The organism is Curtobacterium sp. PhB130 (assembly GCF_003755165.1).
In the GTDB taxonomy this organism is placed as follows: Bacteria; Actinomycetota; Actinomycetes; order Actinomycetales; family Microbacteriaceae; genus Curtobacterium.
In genome coordinates this window covers 692,249-709,843 of record NZ_RKII01000006.1, presented here as the reverse complement: position 1 = coordinate 709,843, position 17,595 = coordinate 692,249, and the positions used below count along the sequence as shown (strand labels likewise).

Below are 17,595 nucleotides of genomic sequence, written 5' to 3'. Positions count from 1 at the left end.
AACGTCCTCGCAACACCAAGCACGCAGGCTTGAGCATCACCAGCGGTACCGCCCCGGGATTGCGCACACCTGCGACGGGACGATCCGCAACGATGAGGAGAAGCCGTGACCGCACTGCTGTTCGCAGGGGACGTGTTCTGCGACCTGGTCTTCGCCGGCGTCACCGCGCCGGAGCAGGGCGCCGAGGTCTACGCAGACGCGTTCACCGTCACCCCCGGCGGTGTCGCGAACCGCGCCGTGGCGGCCGCCCGCGCCGGCGCTCCCACCATGCTGCTCAGCCGCCTCGGCGACGACGTGCTCGGAGCGCACGTGTACGCGACGCTCACCGCCGAACCACTGCTCGACACGAGCCTGCTCGAGGTCGTCCCGGGGCACCAGAGCTCGGTGTCCGTCGCACTCACGGGACCGGACGACCGGAGCTTCATCACCTACGAGGAGCACCTCGACGCGCTGAGCGTCCCCGACGACCTCGGCGCGGTCGCGTCCACCCACGTCGGCATCGCCCACCCCTTGCCCGGATGGGTCGCGGAGCTCCGCGCCACCGGCACGACCGTGGTCGGCGGCGTCGGATGGGACCACACCGGCGAGTGGTCCGGCGGGGTGCTCGACCGGCTCGCCGAGATCGACGTCTTCGTCCCCAACGACGTCGAGGCGATGCGGTACACGCGCACCGACTCGGCACTCGACGCCGCGAAGGCCCTCGCCGAGCGGGTCCCGCTGGCCGTCGTCACCTGCGGCGGGTCGGGCGTGATCGCGGTCGACTCCGCGCACGGGGTCGTCGTCACGGCCGAGACCATCCCGGTCGACGTCGTCGACCCGACCGGCGCCGGCGACGTGTTCGTCGCGTCCTTCATGGCCGGCGGCCACCACGGCTGGGACCTGGCGACGCGGCTGCGCTTCGCCGCCGCCAGTGCCGCGTACGCCGTGACCGGTCTCGGTGGCGCCGCGAGCGCACCGCACCCCGACCAGCTCCGCGCCTTCCTCCGCCGCACGGCCGCCCCCGGCGACTGGTCGTTCCTCGACGCGGCCGCCCTGACCTCCTGACTCCCCCTCCACCCACTCGAAGGACTGGACCACCATGAAGCACTCCAGCAAGGCGACGATGGTCATCGGCGTCGCCGCCGCCCTGGCACTCGGGCTGACCGCGTGCACCCCGGGCGGCTCGGCTGCCCCCGCCGCGTCGCAGAGCCTCGGGCCGGTGTCGAAGGACGTCGGTTCGGGCAAGACGACCCTGACCGTCTGGGACCAGAACACCGACACCGGCATCAACGACGCGCAGCAGGTGCTCAACGACGAGTTCGAGAAGGCGCACCCGAACATCACGATCAAGCGGGTGTCCCGGTCCTTCGCCGACCTCAAGACCACGCTGAAGCTCGCGCTCTCCGGTGACAACCCGCCGGACGTCGTGCAGGCGAACCAGGGCTACCCGGACATGGGCGCCTTCGTGAAGGCCGGCTTCCTGCGCCCCGTGAACGACTACTCCAAGCTCTACGGCTGGGACGACTACTACCCGTCGAGCCTGCTCAAGCTCAACTCCTTCTCCTCCGACGGCAGCACCTGGCAGGGCGACAAGCTCTACGGCGTCTCGCAGACCGGCGAGCTCGTGGGCCTCTACTACAACAAGGAGGTCCTCCAGGAGGCCGGGATCGACGCGCCGCCCACCACCGTCGCCGAGCTGACCGCGGACATGGCGAAGGTCAAGTCGGCCGGGTCGCTCCCGCTGAGCTACGGCGACGTCGAGAAGAGCCCGGGCATCCACCTGTACGGCCTGGTGCTCTCCGCACTCGCCGGCCACGACGCCGTGAACGACCTGGTCGCCGGCAAGTCCGGCAGCTGGACCGGTGACGAGGAGGTCAAGGCCGCGCAGACCATCACGAACTGGGTCGACAAGGGCTACGTCACCGACGGCGCGAACGGCGTCTCGCGGGACGACGCCGTCGCCTCGTTCGGCAAGGGCCAGTCGGCGTTCCTCATCACGGGCACCTGGTACCAGGCCACCCTCGAGGCCGCGGCGAGCGCCAAGGACATCGGCTTCACCGCACTGACCCCGGCCGGCGCGGACTCCCCCGTCACGATGGGCGGCGAGGGCCTGGCATGGGCCATCACCTCGAAGACGAAGAACGCGAACGCGGCCGCCGCGTACGTCGACTTCGTGACGAACGCGAAGGCCGCGGAGACACTCGTCGACAAGGGCAACCTGCCGACCGTCGTGCCGGACGACGACACCCCCGCGTCGGGCACGATCGCCGGCGACATCACGAGCAACTACAAGACGATCTCCAGCGCCAACAGCATCACCCCGTACCTGGACTACGCGACGCCGACCTTCTACGACACGATCACGGCGGCGATGCAGGACCTGGTTGCGGGCAAGGCGACCCCGGAGCAGTACACGAAGACGCTCCAGGACGACTACTCCGGCTTCGTGAAGAAGTAGCGAGGGCTCCCCAGTGACCCAGTTCACCGGAACCACGGCGGGTGCTGCCGACCGCAGCACCCGCCGTGGGCGGGCCGGCACGACGGCGGGCGGCGCCCGGAAGCGCCGCCGCAGCCTCGTCCCGTACCTCTACGTCCTCCCGGCGTTCGTCGTGTTCGCCGTGTTCCTCGGGGTGCCGTTCCTGCAGAGCATCCAGTACTCGTTCTACGACTGGGACGGCTTGTCCGCGGCGACGTGGGCCGGGTTCTCCAACTACGTCGACGTGTTCGCGGACGCGCAGCTGCGGGCGTCGTTCGGGCACGCACTCGTGCTCATGGTGTTCTACGCCGCGGTGCCCGTGGTCGTGGCGCTCTTCCTGACGGCGCTCATCTCGCGGGCCAACGGCCTCCCAGGGATGTCGTTCTTCCGCACGGTGCTGTTCCTCCCCCAGGTCATCGCGTCGGTCGTCGTCGCCACGATCTGGGTCTCGATCTACTCGGCGGACGGCCTCCTCAACGACGGGCTGCGGCTGGTCGGACTCGGGCACCTCGCGCAGGTCTGGCTCGGCGGGTACGACACCGCGCTGCCCGCGATCGGCTTCGTCGGCACCTGGCTGAACGTCGGCCTGTGCCTGGTCCTGTTCCTCTCCGGCGTGGGCAACATCCACCCGAGCCTGTTCGAGGCCGCCCGCATCGACGGTGCCGGCGCGGTGCGGGAGTTCTTCTCGATCACGCTCCCCTCGCTCCGCGGGCAGATCGCCGCGGCGCTCACCCTGACCGTGGTGTCGGCGCTGAAGACCTTCGACCTGGTCTACGTGACGACCAGCGGCGGGCCCGGCAACTCGACGTCGGTCCCCGCGTTCGAGGCCTACAACCGGGCGTTCCAGACGGGGCAGGTCGGTTCGGCCGCCGCCGTCGCGGTGTCCCTCACCATCGTGATCATGATCGTCACGGCCCTCATCAACCGCCTTCAGCCGAAGGACGTCGCATGAGGATCTCCGTCCGCGAGAAGACCGTCAACTACGTCATCCTGACGCTCTTCGCCCTGTTCGCGATCATCCCGCTGATCGGGGTGCTGCTGTCCTCGGTCACCCCGTCCGCGCAGAACTCCGGCGGCTTCAGCGTCCCGACCACCATCGACCTCGGGAACTTCGGCGCCGCGTGGAACCAGGGGCACTTCGCGTCGTACATGCTCTCGAGCGTCCTGGTCACGGTGTCGGTCGTCGTCCTCACCACCGTGCTCGCCGTCTTCGCCGGCTTCGCGTTCGGTCGGCTCGACTTCTTCGGCTCGAACGTGATCTTCTTCGTGATGCTCGCCGGCCTGATGCTCCCCGCCGAGGCGTTCATCATCCCGCTGTACTTCAACCTGCGATCGGTCGGGCTGACCGACACCTACACGAGCCTGATCCTGCCGCAGACCGCGCAGTCCCTGGCCTTCGGCATCTTCTGGATGCGCAGCCAGTTCCGGTCCTTCCCGGGCGAGGTCATCGAGGCCGCCCGACTCGACGGCGCGCGCGACGTGCGACTCCTCTGGCAGGTGATCGTGCCGGCCGCCATCGCCCCGATCATGACGATGGCCCTGCTCATCACGATGTGGACGTGGAACGAGTTCCTGCTGCCGCTCGTGCTCATCACCAGCGAGGACCACCGCACCGCACCCCTCGGCCTGGCGTTCTTCAAGGGTGCCCACCTGACGGACTACTCGCTGCTGTCCGCCGCGGGGGTGATCGTCGCGCTGCCGATCGTGGTCCTGTACTTCTTCCTGCAGAAGCGGTTCATCTCGGGGATGCTCGGCGGGTTCGCGGACCGCTGAGGGCCGGCCCGATCACGGCCGTCGTCCTGACGGCGGTCGCGGCGGTCGTCCTGACGGCGGTCGCGGCGGTCGTCCTGACGGCGGTCGCGGCGGCCCCTCGGGTGTCAGGAGCGGCACCCCCGCAGCGGCCGCAGCCGCGCGGTACGCCGTGCCCAGGGACTCCACGGTCGCGTGGGCGTTCAGGCCGGACGGGTTCGGCACCACCCAGAGCCGCGCGGGTCCGATCGGGTCCGGCTGCTCGCCGGGGACCGCGCGCGGGCGGTCGAACGCGATCCGGAACGCGGTGATGCCGAGCATCGCGACGACAGCCGGCCGCACGGCGGTCACCCTCGTGACGAGCTCCGCGCGACCCGCACGGAGCTGGTCGTCGGCGAGCTCGTCGGCACGGGCAGTCGCGCCCGGCACCAGCGTCGTGAGCCCCACACCCCGGCCGTACAGCTCGTCACGGTCCGCCGCGGCGAACCCGGCGCTCGTGTCGAACACCTGGCCGGTGATCCCCGCAGCGTGCAGGGCCTTCCAGAACCGGTTGCCACGGTTCGCGAAGGGCGCCCCGACCGCGGCGCTCCGGAGGCCCGGGTTGACCCCGACGAACAACAGCCGGACGCCAGGTCCGATCTCGTCCGGCAGCGGGACGCCGCGGAACGCCTCCAGCTCGGCGCGGGTCATCGGCATCGCACCAGTGTAGGAACGCCCGGGCGGCCGGGCGGCTGATCGCAACGCGGCACCCCATGCACACCGCGGGCCCTCAGCGTCGCTGGGGGCCCGCGGTGTTCCTCGCGGGCCCCTGACCGCGGCCTCCCGGGGGCCGGGAGGCATGTCATCGTTGGCACTACCATCGGGACATGAGCAACGGTGAGCCTCCGGCGGGTCCCCGCGCCCCTCGGCGCCGGCCGCGTCTGCAGGACATCGCCGAGGCGACGGGTGTGAGCATCAAGACCGTCTCCCGCGCCGTCCGGGGCGACGGTCCGGTGAAGGAAGCGACCCGGGTCCGCATCCTCGCCGAAGCAGACCGCCTGGGGTTCCAGGTGAACGACATCGCGGCGGGTCTGCGTCGCAAGGACCGGTCCATGGCGACGGTCGGGGTGACCCTCGGTGACTTCACGAACCCCTTCTTCGCGCCGATGCTGCGCGGCATCCACTCCGTCGCGGCGCAACACGGGCATCTCGTGCTCTCCGGTGACGCGCAGAACGACGGCGAGCTCGAGCACCGCGTGATCCGGCAGTTCTTCGCGCACCGCGTCGCCGGGCTGATCGTCGCGCCGATCGGCGCCGACCTGGGCTACCTCGCGGAAGAGGCCTCGTACGGTGCCGCGATCGTGTTCGTGGACTCCCCGCCACCCGCACTCGGCGGCCTCCTCGACGCGGTCACCACCACCAACGAGCAGACCACGTTCGAAGGGGTCCGGATGCTGCTCGACCGCGGACACCGGCGGATCGGGTACCTCGGGCACCCGCGGTCCGGCAGCGGCGCGCTCGAACGGTGGCGGGGGTACCAACGAGCGTTGGAGAGCGCCGGCATCCCGCTCGACATGCAGATCGTCCGCGACGGCCTGGTGACGGACGCCGAGGCGACCACCGCGGCGGACGCGATGCTCACCGCGCCGGACGCCCCGACGGCCGTGTTCACCGACAACAACCGGCTCTGCACCGGGCTGCTGCTGTCCGACGCGTACGAACGGCAGCCGATCGACCTGCTCAGCTTCGACGACTTCCCGCTCGCGCCCCGCTTCGGGGTGAGCGTGATCGACAGCAACCCGTACGAGGTCGGCCGGGTCGGCGCACAGCTGCTGTTCGAGCGTCTCGCGGACCGCGCACAGCCCGCGCAGCGCGCCGTCGTCCCGGCGCGGCTGGTCGTCCGCGGACGCGGCTGACCGCAGACCGGCAGCACGGCGGACGGGAGGCACGGGTCGGGCCCGACCCGCGCCTCCCGTCCGGTGGGCGTCGTGTCAGTCGACGAGTCCCAGCCATGCTGCTGCCAACGCCGCGTGCCCGGCGGGCGTCGGGTGGACCCCGTCCGCAGCCCAGTACTCCGGCCCGGTGGTCGCCGCGAGCTGTGCGAACATCCCGTCGGCTGCGAGGAGGTGGGCCCCGTACTCCCGAGCGATCTCCCGGACCACCTGGATCTTGGGGTCGAGGTCCTCGCGCTGGACGCGCTGCGCGTCGTTCACCGGCAGCAGGAACGGTTCGATGAGGACGAGCTGCACGTCTCGTTCCGCGAGCGGCGTGAGGAGCCGTCGGATCCCCGCTCCGAAGTCCACCGCGGGGATCTCGTACCCGTCCTCGGCGTAGTCCTTCCAGCCGACGTCGTTCGCCCCGATGAGCAGCGACACCAGGTCGGGCCGGACGTCGAGGACGTCACGCTGCCACCGGGGTTCGAGGTCCATCACCTTGTTGCCGGCGATCCCGGTGTTGTGCCAGGTGACCGGACGGTCCGGGTGCTGGAGGCCCCATTCCCCGGCGACACGCAGCGGGTACCCCCACCCGAGCGGCTGCTCGATCTCGAGGTGCTGGCAGTCGGTGATCGAGTCGCCGGTGAACATCACCGTGCTGCTCGGTCGGAGGGTGATGGTCATGCGTCGTCCTCTCGGTCGGTGGGTGTGAAGGTGGCGACACCGATGGTGGTGTCGCTCTGGCCGTAGTAGGCGAACCAGGTGCCGCGGTGGAACACGAGCCCCTCGACGAACGTGACGTCGTCGACGAGCCCGTGCCGGTCCTCCTCGGTCGTGGGTGAGAGCCACGGCTCGGTGGTCTTCGCGACGACGCGGTCCGGCCGGTGTGGGTCGATCAGCACCTGGCCGCAGGCGTACGTGACGTCGTCGACCGCCCGGACGATCGCGCTGTTGTGCATGAGCAGCACGTGGCCGGTGCGGGTCCGGACCGGTTGCGGGCCGGTCTCGACGAGGTCGCCCGCGAACGTCCCGGGTTCCGGTCGGAGGACCGGCGTCGGGTCCGCGTCCCAGTGGAGCAGGTCGTCGGAGGTGGCGACGTGCACGTTGCCCTCGCCGAACCACATCAGCCACCGTCCGTCGATCGGTTCGGGGAGGATGACGCCGCCCTTGCTCCAGTCGGGGCCCGGTGTCTCGCGGACGCCGGCGAAGGTGTTGATGTCGGGCACGATCGGGCCGTGCTTGTGCCAGGTCCGCAGGTCCGTCGACGTGGCCAGGCAGAGCCGGGCGGTGTGACGGTCCCACCCGGTGTACGTGCAGTAGTACGTGTCGTCGACGCGGACGACGCGCGGGTCTTCGCACCCGTACCGCTCGTAGTCGTGCTCGGGGACGATCACGGGATCCGGTTCGGTGTCGAACGCGTACCCGTCGTGGCTCCATGCCAGGCCGACGGACGAGACGATGTCGTCGGCGTGCGCCCGGTAGAGCAGGGCGATGCGGTCGTCGACGACGATCGCGGCGGGGTTGTAGACGTTGGTGGACTCCCAGTGGTGCCGCCCCGGGCGGAGCACGGGATTGTGCTCCGCCGGGACGAACGGGCCGAACGGGAAGTCGATCGGCGGCGGGGTGCTCACTTCTTGATGAGCCCCTCGATGCCGGAGACCGTGCCGTCGACACCCGACTTCACGCTCTTCTTCCCCTCGAGCGCCGGGTTCCACGACGTCGTGACGACGTCCGCCGCCTTCGTCGACCACGGGTCGAGGAACTGGGTGATGAACTTGTCCTTCGTCCCGAGCTCGTACTCCGCCGTCGCCGCGATGCTCTTCGATGCGTCGTCACCGGCCTCGAGGGAGGCGTAGTAGCCCTTGCTGCCGGCGGTGTACGCGATCGGGGCGACCGGTTGCGCCTTCATGGCCTCGTTGAAGCCCGTGGTGTCGAGGTAGGAGATGGTCTTCCACACCGCGTCCGGGTCCTTGATCGTGGACGGCGAGCAGACGCCGTTCGCCTCGATCGGCTGCACGTTCGACACCGTCCCGGCGGGCCAGGGCGCGAAGCCCCACGCCATCTTCGGGTGGTTCGGGGCGATGAAGTTCTGCAGCCACTGCCCGCCGAACATCAGCGGGACCTTGCCGTTCGAGAACGCGGCCATCGCGTTGGTCGAGTCGTAGTCGGGGTTGGTCATCTGCCCGGCCGCGATGGCGTCGGTGAACTTCTGCACGCCCTCGGTGAGCGTCTTGTCCGCGCGCACCTTCGTCGCGTGCACGAAGTCGTCGACGATCGGCTTGCCGCCGTTCGAGACGGAGTACGCCGATGCGCCCTGGGGGCTCGTCAGCAGCGGCCACTGGTTCACCAGCGGCGTCGTCGACGGGTCCTGCTTCTTCAGGGCTGCGATGTCGGAGAACATGTCGTCCCAGGTCCACCCGGCCTTCGGCGCGTCGAGTCCGGCGTCCTTGAACGTGTCCGCGTTGTAGAAGAAGCCGAAGGTGTTGGCGAGGGTCGGGATGCCGGCGACCTTGCCGTCCTGCGTCTTCCACATGGCGAGGGACCCGGGCGCGAACCCGGAGGCCTTCAGTCCGTCGCCGGAGTCGAGCTTGTCGGACCAGTCGTAGAGGAGCCCTTCGTCGGCCAGGTTCTGCGCCTCCGCGGTGGTGCACCAGAAGAAGTCCGGGGCCTTCTTGGAGAGGATGAGGCTGGCGAGCTTCTGCGGGTAGTCGGAGTTCGGGGCGGCCTCGCGTTGCACGGTGATCCCCGACGACTTCTGGAACTTCTTCATCGTCGCGTCGAAGGCCGTGTTCGTGGTCGTCGACTCCCAGGTCATGTACGTGACCTTCGTGCCCGCGGCGGATCCCGCGGCGTTCGAGGTGGAGCTGCAGCCGGCCAGGGCCAGGCCGGTCAGGGCGACCGCCGCGATCGCGGCGGTCAGTCGGGTGCGGTGCATGGCACTCTCCTTTGAGTGGTGGTGCGGATCGGTGGGTGGTTCGGGGGTGCGGGCGCGGCTCACTTCGAGATCGTCCCGAGGGAGCCGATGCCCTCCATGAAGTAGCGCTGGGCGAGGAAGAACAGGGCGAGCGGCGGCAGCATGAACAGCAGGTTCGTCGCCATGTAGTAGTTGTACTGAGACCCCGCGGTGTCGCCGAGGAAGGACGCCATGCCGAGCGAGAGCGTGAACTTCGACCCGGTCTGCAGGTACACGAGGGGGTTGAGGTAGTCGTTCCACGCGAGCTGGAAGGACATGATCGCGATGGTGATCGACACCGGCTTCGTGATCGGCAGCATGATCTTCGTGAAGATCGTCCAGTGCCCGGCGCCGTCGATCAGCGCCGACTCGTCGAGGTAGCGCGGGATCGACTGGTAGTACTGCCGCGCCAGGAACACGAAGATCGGGCTGCCGAAGAACGCCGGCAGGACGAGCGGCACCCACGTGTCGATCAGTCCGAGCGAGATGTAGAGGTGCTGCAGCGGGATGAGCCCGACGATGCCCGGCACGAACAGGCTGCCGGAGATCAGCGCGAACCAGAGCTTGCGGCCCGGGAAGTCGATGCGGGAGATGCCGTAGCCGACCACCATCGAGCTGACGACCGCGCCGGCGGTGGAGAGCACCGTGACGATCGCCGTGTTGAGCAGCAACCGGTAGAAGTCGATCATGTTCGGCCCGGTGACGAAGTTCGACCAGTCGAACTCCTTCGGGAAGAACGACGGCGGGATCTGGTTGATGTCGCCGTTCGACTTCAGCGCGATGCTCAGCATCCACACCAGCGGGAGCAGCATCGACACCGCGAGGAGTGCACAGAGCAGGTACCACGCGATGCGGGAGAGCAGCAGGGGAACGCGCTGCGCGAGCGGCATCCGTCGCGTGCGCGGGACGACGGCGGTCATGCTTCGCTCCCTGCCGAGAAGCGTCCTCGAGTGAGGCGGAGCATGCCGAGCGTGACGATCATCACGATGAGGAAGAGCACCCAGACCTCCGCGGTCGCGTACCCGAGGTTGGGGGACGCGATGAAGTTGGCGAAGCCGTCGGTGTAGATCTTGTACATCAGCAGGTTCGTCGACGTGCCGGGGCCGCCCTTGGTCAGGATCGCGATCTGGGTGAAGGTCTGGAACGCGCCGTTGAGCTGCAGGACGAGCTGGAGCAGCAGGATCGGTCCGATCATCGGCAGCGTGATCTGCAGGAACCGTCGGATCGGACCCGCACCGTCGACCTTCGCGGCCTCGGTCAGTTCGACCGGGACGGCCTGCAGCCCGGCGAGGAAGATGATCATCGTCCCGCCGACGCCCCAGACCCCGACGATGAGCACGGAGGCGAGTGCCACGTGCGCGTCGCCGAGCCACATGCTCGTCGGCAGGTGCAGCGCACGGAGGACCTCGTTCGCGAGTCCGTACGTCGGGTCGTAGATGTACTTCCACAGGGTCAGGACGGCGACGGCGGGGAGCACCACCGGCAGGTAGAAGATCGTCCGGAACAGCTTCACCCCCTTGAGCGACCGGTCCACGAGCACGGCGAGCCCGAGGCCGGCCGCGATGGTGACGGGCACCGAGATGACGACCCAGAGCAGGGTGACCCCCACCGACGGCCAGAACTTCGGGTCGGCCGTGAACATCTCGACGTAGTTGTCGAAGCCGATCCACTTCGCCGGGGTGAGCCCGTTCCACTGCGTGAAGGAGTGGTACAGGGACGTGACCATCGGGTAGCCGACGAACAGCAGCAGTCCGATGATGGCGGGGGCGATGAACAGGTAGCCGGCGAGGACGTCGCTGCGGCGCCGCCCGGTCCGGCGGACGGGTCTCACCCGTGGGGGCATGAGCGACTGCGCGGCCGGTGCCGGCATCGTCTCGATGGTGGTGCGTGTCATCCGATCTCCTCCTCGAGTCCGGTGCTCCGGTGGATCCGGAGCGTCACGATCTGGAACGGTCGGAACTCGACCGGTGTCGACTCGCGCGCATCGGGACGTGCCTCGAGCTCGCGTTCGAGCAGGTCGACGACCGATGCGCCGGCGCTGTCGAGGTCCCACGTCACGGTGGCGGTCGACCGTTCGCCGAGCGACTCGTACATCCGGACGACGAGGTCGCCGGAGTGGTCCTCGGCGAGCTTCACGCTCTCGACGACCACGCCGCGCTCGGAGACCGTCACGAGCGGAGCGACCGGAGCCGCTCCCGCGTGCCGCCGGGTCGGCAGGTTCACCCGGTACCCCGCGTCGACGGCATCCGCGATGGACGCATCGCTGACCAGGCGGTAGGCGAAGCGGTGGACGCCCTGGTCCGCCTCGGGATCCGGGTACCGCGGTGCGCGCAGGAGCGAGAGTCGCACCTCCGTCCCGGGCAGGCCGCCGTCGACCCCGTCCCGGCGACGGACGTCGTGTCCGTACGTCGAGTCGTTCGCCACGGCGACCCCGAACCCGGGTTCGCCGACGTGCACCCAGCGGTGTGCGGCGATCTCGAACTTGGCGGCGTCCCAAGTGGTGTTCTGGTGCGTCGGGCGCTGGATGTGCCCGAACTGGATCTCCGACGTGGACACGTCGGTCCGGACGTCGAGCGGGAACGCGACCTTCAGGAAGCGCTCCGCCTCGTGCCAGTCGACCTCGGTGACGAAGTCGATCTCGCCGGCGCCGGGCCGGAGCGTCATCCGCTGCGTCGCCCTGGACCGGCCGAAGGAGCGCTCGACGACGACGGTCGCCGAGCCGTCCTCGGCACGCTCGACCCGCAGGTCGTCGACCTCGTCGATGACACGGCCGGTGGCGAGGTAGTGCTCGTCCACGTCCCACGCGTCGAAGGCGTTCGGCAGGTCCTGGTGCAGGACCAGGTCGCCGATGCGGCCGCCGGGGGCGACCAGCTCACGGGCGCGGGCGACGTCGCGGACGCTCACCGCGCCTCCCGTCCGGTCGACGACGACGCGGAGTGCGCCGTTGTCGATGACGGTGGAACCACCGTCCTGGCGGACGTCGACGAACGGGAGGCCGGGGTCGGCTCCGGCGGGCCCGGCACCGAGTGCAGGCACGCCGTCCGCCACCGTCGGGGTGGCGTTGAACGCGAGTGCGACGTCCCCCTGGCCGGCCAGGACGTCGAGCGCGGAGGCGATGACCGCCTCGAGTTCGTCGCGGACGGCCGCGTACGACGCAGCGGCCTGGCGGTGCACCCACCCGATCGACGACCCCGGCAGGATGTCGTGGAACTGGTGCAGGAGCACCGTCTTCCACAGCCGGTCGAGCGTCTCGTAGGGGTAGGGGACGCCGTGCCGCACCGTCGCCGTCGCACACCACAGCTCTGCCTCGCGGAGCAGGTGCTCACTGCGACGGTTGCCCTGCTTCATCGCGGCCTGTGACGTGTAGGTCCCGCGGTGCCCCTCGAGGTACAGCTCCCCCACCCACGTCGGTGCGTTCGGGTACTCCCGTTCGGCGGCGGTGAAGAACGACTCCGGGGTGGCGTGCTCGACCACCGGGGCGCCCTCGAGGTCGGCCTGCCGTCGGGCTCGTTCCATCATCACGATCGTCGGACCGCCACCACCGTCGCCGTGCCCGAACGGCACCATCGACGTGGTGGCGTCCCCGTGGTCGCGGAAGTTCGACGACGCGTGCTGCAGCTCGCGGGGCGTGAGTTCGGAGAGGTAGCTGTCGACCGGCGGCATGTGGCTGAACAGCGTCGTCCCGTCGATGCCCTGCCACCGGAAGGTGTGGTGCGGGAACTTGTCCTTCGGGTTGCCCCACGACAGCTTCTGGGTGAGGAACCACCGGTACCCGGCGAGCGCCGCGATCTGCGGGAGCGCAGCGGTGTACCCGAACGAGTCCGGCAGCCAGACCTCATGCGGCTCGTACCCGAACTTGTCGGCGAAGTACCGCTTGCCGTGGACCATCTGCCGCACGAGCGCTTCCCCACCGGGGAGGTTCGTGTCGGATTCGACCCACATGCCGCCCGCCGGGATCCACTGGCCTCGGGCAACGGCTGCCGTGATGCGGGTGAACAGCTCCGGGTGGGTCTGCTCGATCCACGCGTACTGCTGCGGCTGCGAGCAGGCGAACCGGAACTCGGGGTAGCGGTCCATCAGGTCGAGCACGTTCGAGAAGGTGCGCGTGCACTTGCGGATCGTCTCGCGCGTCGGCCACAGCCAGGCGGAGTCGATGTGCGCGTGGCCGATCGCCGCGAGCCGGTGCGCGCTGGCATCGGCACGACGCGCGAGTTCCGGGGCGAGCACCGCCCGCGCGAGGGCCGCGGTGCCGCGCACGTCGTCGAGGTCCAGCGCGTCGCACGCCAGGTCGAGGGCGCGGAGGAGCCGGACACGTCGCGGTCGGTCGGCGGGGAGTTCCTCTGCCCAGCCGAGCAGGACCTCGAGGTCGACCTCGAGCGCCTGGGTCTCCGGGTCGAGCACCGCGACGTCCGCACGGACCAGGCGGTACAGGGGTGGGCCGTCCGGGGTGATCCCGTCGCCGAGGTGGGTGGGTCGGAACTGCGCAGCGGCGATGTCGGGGTTCGCGGCGGCCTCGACCCACAGGTCGACGGTGGTGTCGTCGAGGGCCAGCGGGACCCACTGGGACCGCGGGTGGATGCCCTTGACGATGGTGCCGTCAGCGCGGTGGACGAGCCCCTCGCACTGGAAGCCGGGGCCGGAGTCCGGCTCGAACCCGATGTCGATCAGGGCGACCAGGGTCGGGCCGGCCGCACCGAGTCGGTCGGCGTCGCGGTCGGCCGCGGCGATCGCCGTGGCCCAGTCGGCGGGGACCGCGCCCGTCAGGTGCAACCAGCTCGTGGTCCAGGCCGGACCCCAGGGTTCACCGATCGCGGCCGGCCGGAACGCGTCCGCCGCAGCGGTCGCGTCACCGAACGGCTCCGGTTCGCCCGGCAGCGCCCGGATGGTGATGTCGAGGGGGGTGGTGACGACCTCGGCCGCCGGGCGGATCCGCTCGCGGAGGATGCGTGTCGCGCGGTCGATGACGCGCTGGGGATCAGTGTGCATGGGCTCAGTGCTGTCTCTGCTTCGTCGAGTGGACGCATCGTCGCGTCCGTGCCGAGCAGTGTGTCAACGTTGACTCTTGATGTCAACGTTGTCACTATCGAGGCATGGAAATCGCAGTGGCCTCGACGACGAGGGCCTGGTTCGGGCCGATGTACGACACCGCCGTCCGCACCCTCGACCGGAACACCGTCCACGACGAGCGCGGCGCGTACATCCGTGCCGGTGACGGCTACACCGACCCGTGGACCCGGGACGCGGCGCTCAACAGCTGGGGCGCCGCCGCGCTGCTGCGGCCGGACGTCGCCCGCTCGACGCTGCTCCGGGTGTGTGACCAGCTCGCCGACGGACGCCGGGTCATCGCCCAGGACGACCAGTGGTGGGACCAGGTCGTCTGGGTGATCGCAGCACGCGACCTCGCACTGTCCACCGGTGATCGCGAACTCCTCCGGACCGTCCTCGAGGTCGGGCGGGCGTCGCTCGAGATCCTGCACCGCGACCGGTTCCGGCCGCGATGGGGCCTGTACGCCGGTCCCGCCCTCATGCAGGACGGCATCTCCGGCCTGCCGACGCCACCGGCGACCTCCGAGGAGCCGTCGTCGTTCGTGCTCGACAACCCCGATGCGCACGAGGTCATGACCCTGTCCACCAACGTGCTCTACGTCGCCGCGTACCGCGCCCTCGACGCCACCGCGCGCGATCTCGGCGAGGACCCCGGCGACTTCGCGTCGGCCGCCGACCGGCTGACCTCGGCGATCCGCGAGCACCTCGGGGACGGCACGTCCTTCGGGTACTTCCGCCACGGCGTCGGCCCGCTCGCCGGCACGCTCGACGAGCATCGGGAGGCAGCCGGCCTGGCGCTCGCCGTCCTCTTCGACGTCGCATCCGAGGACACCGGGGCCGCGACGCTCGAGTCGGTGGGTCGCGGTCCGGCAGGGGCGGTGAACGTCGCCCCGCACTTCGACGACCGGTACTCCGACGACCACCCGGGCCGACACAACGCGATCTGCTGGCCGATGGTGATGGGCCTGGTCGGGTTCGCGTCCGCGTCGATCCACGACGTCGCGGGGGTCGACCGCGCGCTCGAGGACCTCCGTGCCCTCGTCGAGGCCAGCGACGGTCGGTTCGACGAGGTGTACGACGCCGTCACCGGTGCGCCGTCCGGAGGCTGGCAGTGCGGCTTCCTGTGGGACAGCGAGCCGAACCAGACCTGGTCGGCGACGTCGTTCCTGCGGCTCGTGCACCTCGGCGTCCTCGGCGTCCGCGCGGGCATCGACGGCGTCCGCTTCGAACCGCTCCGCCCGGCCGCCGGGGAGATCGTCACGGCACGCGGCATCACCGTCGGCACCGCGGTGCTGGACCTCACGGTCGTGGCCGGCGAGGAGTCGTCGGTGACGGTCGACGGCGTCGACGTGACCACCGTGGCGACGCACGTCCCCGGCGACGCGGTCGGGCACCGGCGGGTCCACGTCGTGGTGGGCTCGTGAGTCGCTGGATCTGGGACGCCTTCCACCGGGAGACCCCGAACCAGCTCCTGCTCCTCCGCCGCACCGTGACCGCAGACGCGCCCCTGGTCTCCGGGTCGATCCGCGTGGCGGCCAGAGGGTCGTTCCGGGTCTGGGTCGACGGCCGGTTCGTCACGCACCAGGACGTCCAGAGCTCCGCCCCCGGAGCCGATGCGGTGACCGTCGACCTCTCCGACGCACTCGGCGACGGCGTCTCCGCGACGCTCGTGATCGGCGTGCACCTGCTCGGGATCGGCACGCACCACCAGCCCCACGCGGTCGGCGGGCTCCTCGTCGAAGGTGCCCTGGTCGATGCGACCGGCACAGAGCACTCCCTCGGCACGGACCGAGGTTGGGAGACCTCGGTGCCGGGCGGCTGGCGACAGGACGCCCCACAGTCGGTCTGGTCGGCCGGGTTCACCGAGTGGTCCGACCGGACCCTCGACGACGCAGCCGCGGGCTGGTCCGGTGCCGTGGAGTACCCCGACGAACAGATCCCGACGCCGTACGACCGCACGGTCGTCGAGCGCGCCGTGGATGTGGACCGGTACCGGACGGAGCGCGGGCACATCTCGGCCGACGAGTGGGCGCGGCGTGCACTCGCCGCCCCGACCCGTGCGGCCGCCATCGTCGCCGCAGGACCGATCCGCGACGCCGGGACGGTCGGCGACGACGGTGCTCCGCGCTACGTCCTCCATCGACTCCCCCACCAGCTCGTCGGCTTCCTGACCCTCACCGTCGAGGCCGCTGCTCCGGCGACCGTCGACGTCGCGTTCGGCGAGACCGTCGACGAATCCGGCTGGCCGACCGCGACCCGGCAGGGCATCGCGGCGGTCGACACGGTCGTGGTCCCGGCGGGCCGGACCGTCCACCGGTTCTGGAACCGCAGGACGTTCCGGGACCTCGCGATCGTCGTGCGGTCGCCCGGGTCCGCGACGGTGCACGTCACGTTCGCGTCGGTGACCGCCGACCGCCCCGACCCGGAGTTCCGGACGGGGTCGGAGCGGTACGCCCGCATCCACGCGATCAGTGCCGCCACGGTCGCCGTCGGTCGGCAGGACCTCTACGAGGACTGTCCGCTCCGCGAGGGTGGGCACTACGTCGCCGACGCCCGGCTCCAGGCCGTGTTCGACATCACCACGACCGGCGTCGCCGACACGTCCCGACGGTCGGTTCGTCAGTTCGCCGCCGCACAGGACCCCGACGGCATGATCGCCGCGCTCACCCCGAGCGGCACACGCCACCGCATCCCCGACTTCGCCCTGCAGTGGGTGTGTCAGGTCGACGAGCACGTCAGGCTCGCCGACGACGACGCCCTCCTCGCGGAACTCCACGACGCGCTCGACCGGACGATGTCGTGGGCGGACGGCCGGTGGAGTGCCGCCGGGTTCGACGCCGACGGGCCGGGATGGTGGCCGTTCATCGACTGGTTCCCGTTCACCGCCCAGGCGCTGCAGGCCGCACTCGACGCGCAGTACGCGGCCGCACTCCGGGCCGCGAGCGACCTGGCGGTCCGGGCGGGCGACGAGGCCGGGTCGTCCCGGTACCGCGCACGGTTCGACGAGGTGCTCGCGAGCCGACCGGACGTCGTCCGCCACCCCCACGCGGCGGCGATCCTGACGTGCGCGCTCGATCCCGACGAGGCTCGCCGACTCGTGGACCCGGCCGTCTTCGACGGGTTCCGGCCGACCACGGGGTACTTCCTGTTCCACCTCTGCCGCGCGCTGATCGTGCTGCGCGAGCCGACCACGGCACGCCGCCGACTCGACGAGCACTGGGGCGGGATGATGGATGCCGGCGCCGGGACGTGGTGGGAGCGATGGTCGCCCGACTCGACTGGCGACGACGACCAGAGCCTCTGCCATCCGTGGTCCGCAGGGCCGATCGTGCTCCTCCCGATGCTCGCCCTCGGGATCGATCCGCTCGCCCGCGCCGAGGCTACGGCGCGCTTCGCGCCGTCGCTCGACGACGCCCGCGTCAGCGCGGCGCTCCACACCCCGTGGGGCGTCGTGCGGACCCCGGTCGAGCCGTGACGGG

Annotated in this window: 14 protein-coding genes; 7 read left to right on the top strand and 7 right to left on the bottom strand. The window is 70.5% G+C overall.

From position 1 onward, the window contains the following. Positions 1-105: 105 nt before the first annotated feature. Genes EDF24_RS03605 through EDF24_RS03590 form a run of 4 tightly spaced genes read left to right on the top strand, consistent with a single transcriptional unit; the run spans position 106 to position 4,228 of the window. Positions 106-1,044 (top strand): carbohydrate kinase family protein, encoded by a 939-nt coding sequence (locus EDF24_RS03605; RefSeq protein ID WP_123701120.1) that lies wholly within the window; start codon positions 106-108, stop codon positions 1,042-1,044. 34 nt (positions 1,045-1,078) lie between these two features. Beyond that, the gene (locus EDF24_RS03600) at positions 1,079-2,437 is read left to right on the top strand and encodes an extracellular solute-binding protein (RefSeq protein ID WP_123701119.1); all 1,359 of its coding nucleotides are present in this window, start codon (positions 1,079-1,081) and stop codon (positions 2,435-2,437) included. Positions 2,438-2,450: 13 nt separating this feature from the next. Continuing rightward, positions 2,451-3,407 carry a carbohydrate ABC transporter permease gene (locus tag EDF24_RS03595; RefSeq protein ID WP_123655233.1) on the top strand — a complete coding sequence of 319 codons (957 nt, stop codon included), beginning with the start codon at positions 2,451-2,453 and terminating at the stop codon, positions 3,405-3,407. Then, complete coding sequence (locus tag EDF24_RS03590) at positions 3,404-4,228, top strand: carbohydrate ABC transporter permease (RefSeq protein ID WP_123655232.1); 825 nt, start codon at positions 3,404-3,406, stop codon at positions 4,226-4,228. Before EDF24_RS03595 ends, EDF24_RS03590 begins: the two co-directional genes overlap by 4 nt. A gap of 12 nt (positions 4,229-4,240) precedes the next feature. On the opposite strand, the gene EDF24_RS03585 is transcribed toward EDF24_RS03590, so the two are convergent. Then, positions 4,241-4,900 (bottom strand): mismatch-specific DNA-glycosylase, encoded by a 660-nt coding sequence (locus tag EDF24_RS03585; protein ID WP_123701118.1) that lies wholly within the window; start codon positions 4,898-4,900, stop codon positions 4,241-4,243. Between the two features lie 170 nt (positions 4,901-5,070). Between EDF24_RS03585 and EDF24_RS03580 the strand changes: the two genes are divergently transcribed. After that, positions 5,071-6,099 carry a LacI family DNA-binding transcriptional regulator gene (locus EDF24_RS03580; RefSeq protein WP_123655228.1) on the top strand — a complete coding sequence of 343 codons (1,029 nt, stop codon included), beginning with the start codon at positions 5,071-5,073 and terminating at the stop codon, positions 6,097-6,099. Between the two features lie 75 nt (positions 6,100-6,174). Here EDF24_RS03580 and EDF24_RS03575 read toward each other — a convergent pair whose 3' ends face one another. The 6 genes from EDF24_RS03575 to EDF24_RS03550 are packed head-to-tail and all read right to left on the bottom strand — an operon-like array spanning position 6,175 to position 14,056. After that, positions 6,175-6,801 carry a GDSL-type esterase/lipase family protein gene (locus EDF24_RS03575; RefSeq protein ID WP_123655227.1) on the bottom strand — a complete coding sequence of 209 codons (627 nt, stop codon included), beginning with the start codon at positions 6,799-6,801 and terminating at the stop codon, positions 6,175-6,177. Beyond that, complete coding sequence (locus tag EDF24_RS03570; RefSeq protein WP_123701117.1) at positions 6,798-7,748, bottom strand: glycoside hydrolase family 130 protein; 951 nt, start codon at positions 7,746-7,748, stop codon at positions 6,798-6,800. Before EDF24_RS03570 ends, EDF24_RS03575 begins: the two co-directional genes overlap by 4 nt. Further along, on the bottom strand, positions 7,745-9,052 hold the full coding sequence (locus EDF24_RS03565) for an ABC transporter substrate-binding protein (protein WP_123655225.1): 1,308 nt from the start codon (positions 9,050-9,052) through the stop codon (positions 7,745-7,747). The genes EDF24_RS03570 and EDF24_RS03565 overlap by 4 nt, the downstream gene beginning before the upstream one ends. 59 nt (positions 9,053-9,111) lie before the next feature. Further along, entirely contained in the window at positions 9,112-9,990 is an 879-nt protein-coding gene (locus EDF24_RS03560; protein ID WP_123655224.1) for a carbohydrate ABC transporter permease, read from the bottom strand. After that, complete coding sequence (locus tag EDF24_RS03555) at positions 9,987-10,964, bottom strand: carbohydrate ABC transporter permease (protein ID WP_221180753.1); 978 nt, start codon at positions 10,962-10,964, stop codon at positions 9,987-9,989. Before EDF24_RS03555 ends, EDF24_RS03560 begins: the two co-directional genes overlap by 4 nt. After that, positions 10,961-14,056, bottom strand: coding sequence for a glycoside hydrolase family 38 C-terminal domain-containing protein (locus EDF24_RS03550; protein WP_123701116.1), 3,096 nt, complete (start codon positions 14,054-14,056; stop codon positions 10,961-10,963). Before EDF24_RS03550 ends, EDF24_RS03555 begins: the two co-directional genes overlap by 4 nt. 104 nt (positions 14,057-14,160) lie before the next feature. Between EDF24_RS03550 and EDF24_RS03545 the strand changes: the two genes are divergently transcribed. Beyond that, a complete protein-coding gene (locus tag EDF24_RS03545; protein WP_148070782.1) occupies positions 14,161-15,540 on the top strand; it encodes an MGH1-like glycoside hydrolase domain-containing protein in 1,380 nt (459 codons plus the stop codon). Beyond that, a complete protein-coding gene (locus EDF24_RS03540; protein ID WP_123701114.1) occupies positions 15,537-17,591 on the top strand; it encodes a family 78 glycoside hydrolase catalytic domain in 2,055 nt (684 codons plus the stop codon). The genes EDF24_RS03545 and EDF24_RS03540 overlap by 4 nt, the downstream gene beginning before the upstream one ends. Positions 17,592-17,595: the final 4 nt, after the last annotated feature.

Bases quoted from the DNA above. Each gene is read 5' to 3' on its own strand.
- EDF24_RS03590 (WP_123655232.1), top strand. From the start codon at position 3,404: ATGAGGATCTCCGTCCGCGAGAAGACCGTCAACTACGTCATCCTGACG.
- EDF24_RS03560 (WP_123655224.1), bottom strand. From the start codon at position 9,990: ATGACCGCCGTCGTCCCGCGCACGCGACGGATGCCGCTCGCGCAGCGC.
- EDF24_RS03545 (WP_148070782.1), top strand. From the start codon at position 14,161: ATGGAAATCGCAGTGGCCTCGACGACGAGGGCCTGGTTCGGGCCGATG.
- EDF24_RS03580 (WP_123655228.1), top strand. From the start codon at position 5,071: ATGAGCAACGGTGAGCCTCCGGCGGGTCCCCGCGCCCCTCGGCGCCGG.
- EDF24_RS03575 (WP_123655227.1), bottom strand. From the start codon at position 6,801: ATGACCATCACCCTCCGACCGAGCAGCACGGTGATGTTCACCGGCGAC.
- EDF24_RS03555 (WP_221180753.1), bottom strand. From the start codon at position 10,964: ATGACACGCACCACCATCGAGACGATGCCGGCACCGGCCGCGCAGTCG.
- EDF24_RS03585 (WP_123701118.1), bottom strand. From the start codon at position 4,900: ATGCCGATGACCCGCGCCGAGCTGGAGGCGTTCCGCGGCGTCCCGCTG.
- EDF24_RS03550 (WP_123701116.1), bottom strand. From the start codon at position 14,056: ATGCACACTGATCCCCAGCGCGTCATCGACCGCGCGACACGCATCCTC.
- EDF24_RS03600 (WP_123701119.1), top strand. From the start codon at position 1,079: ATGAAGCACTCCAGCAAGGCGACGATGGTCATCGGCGTCGCCGCCGCC.
- EDF24_RS03565 (WP_123655225.1), bottom strand. From the start codon at position 9,052: ATGCACCGCACCCGACTGACCGCCGCGATCGCGGCGGTCGCCCTGACC.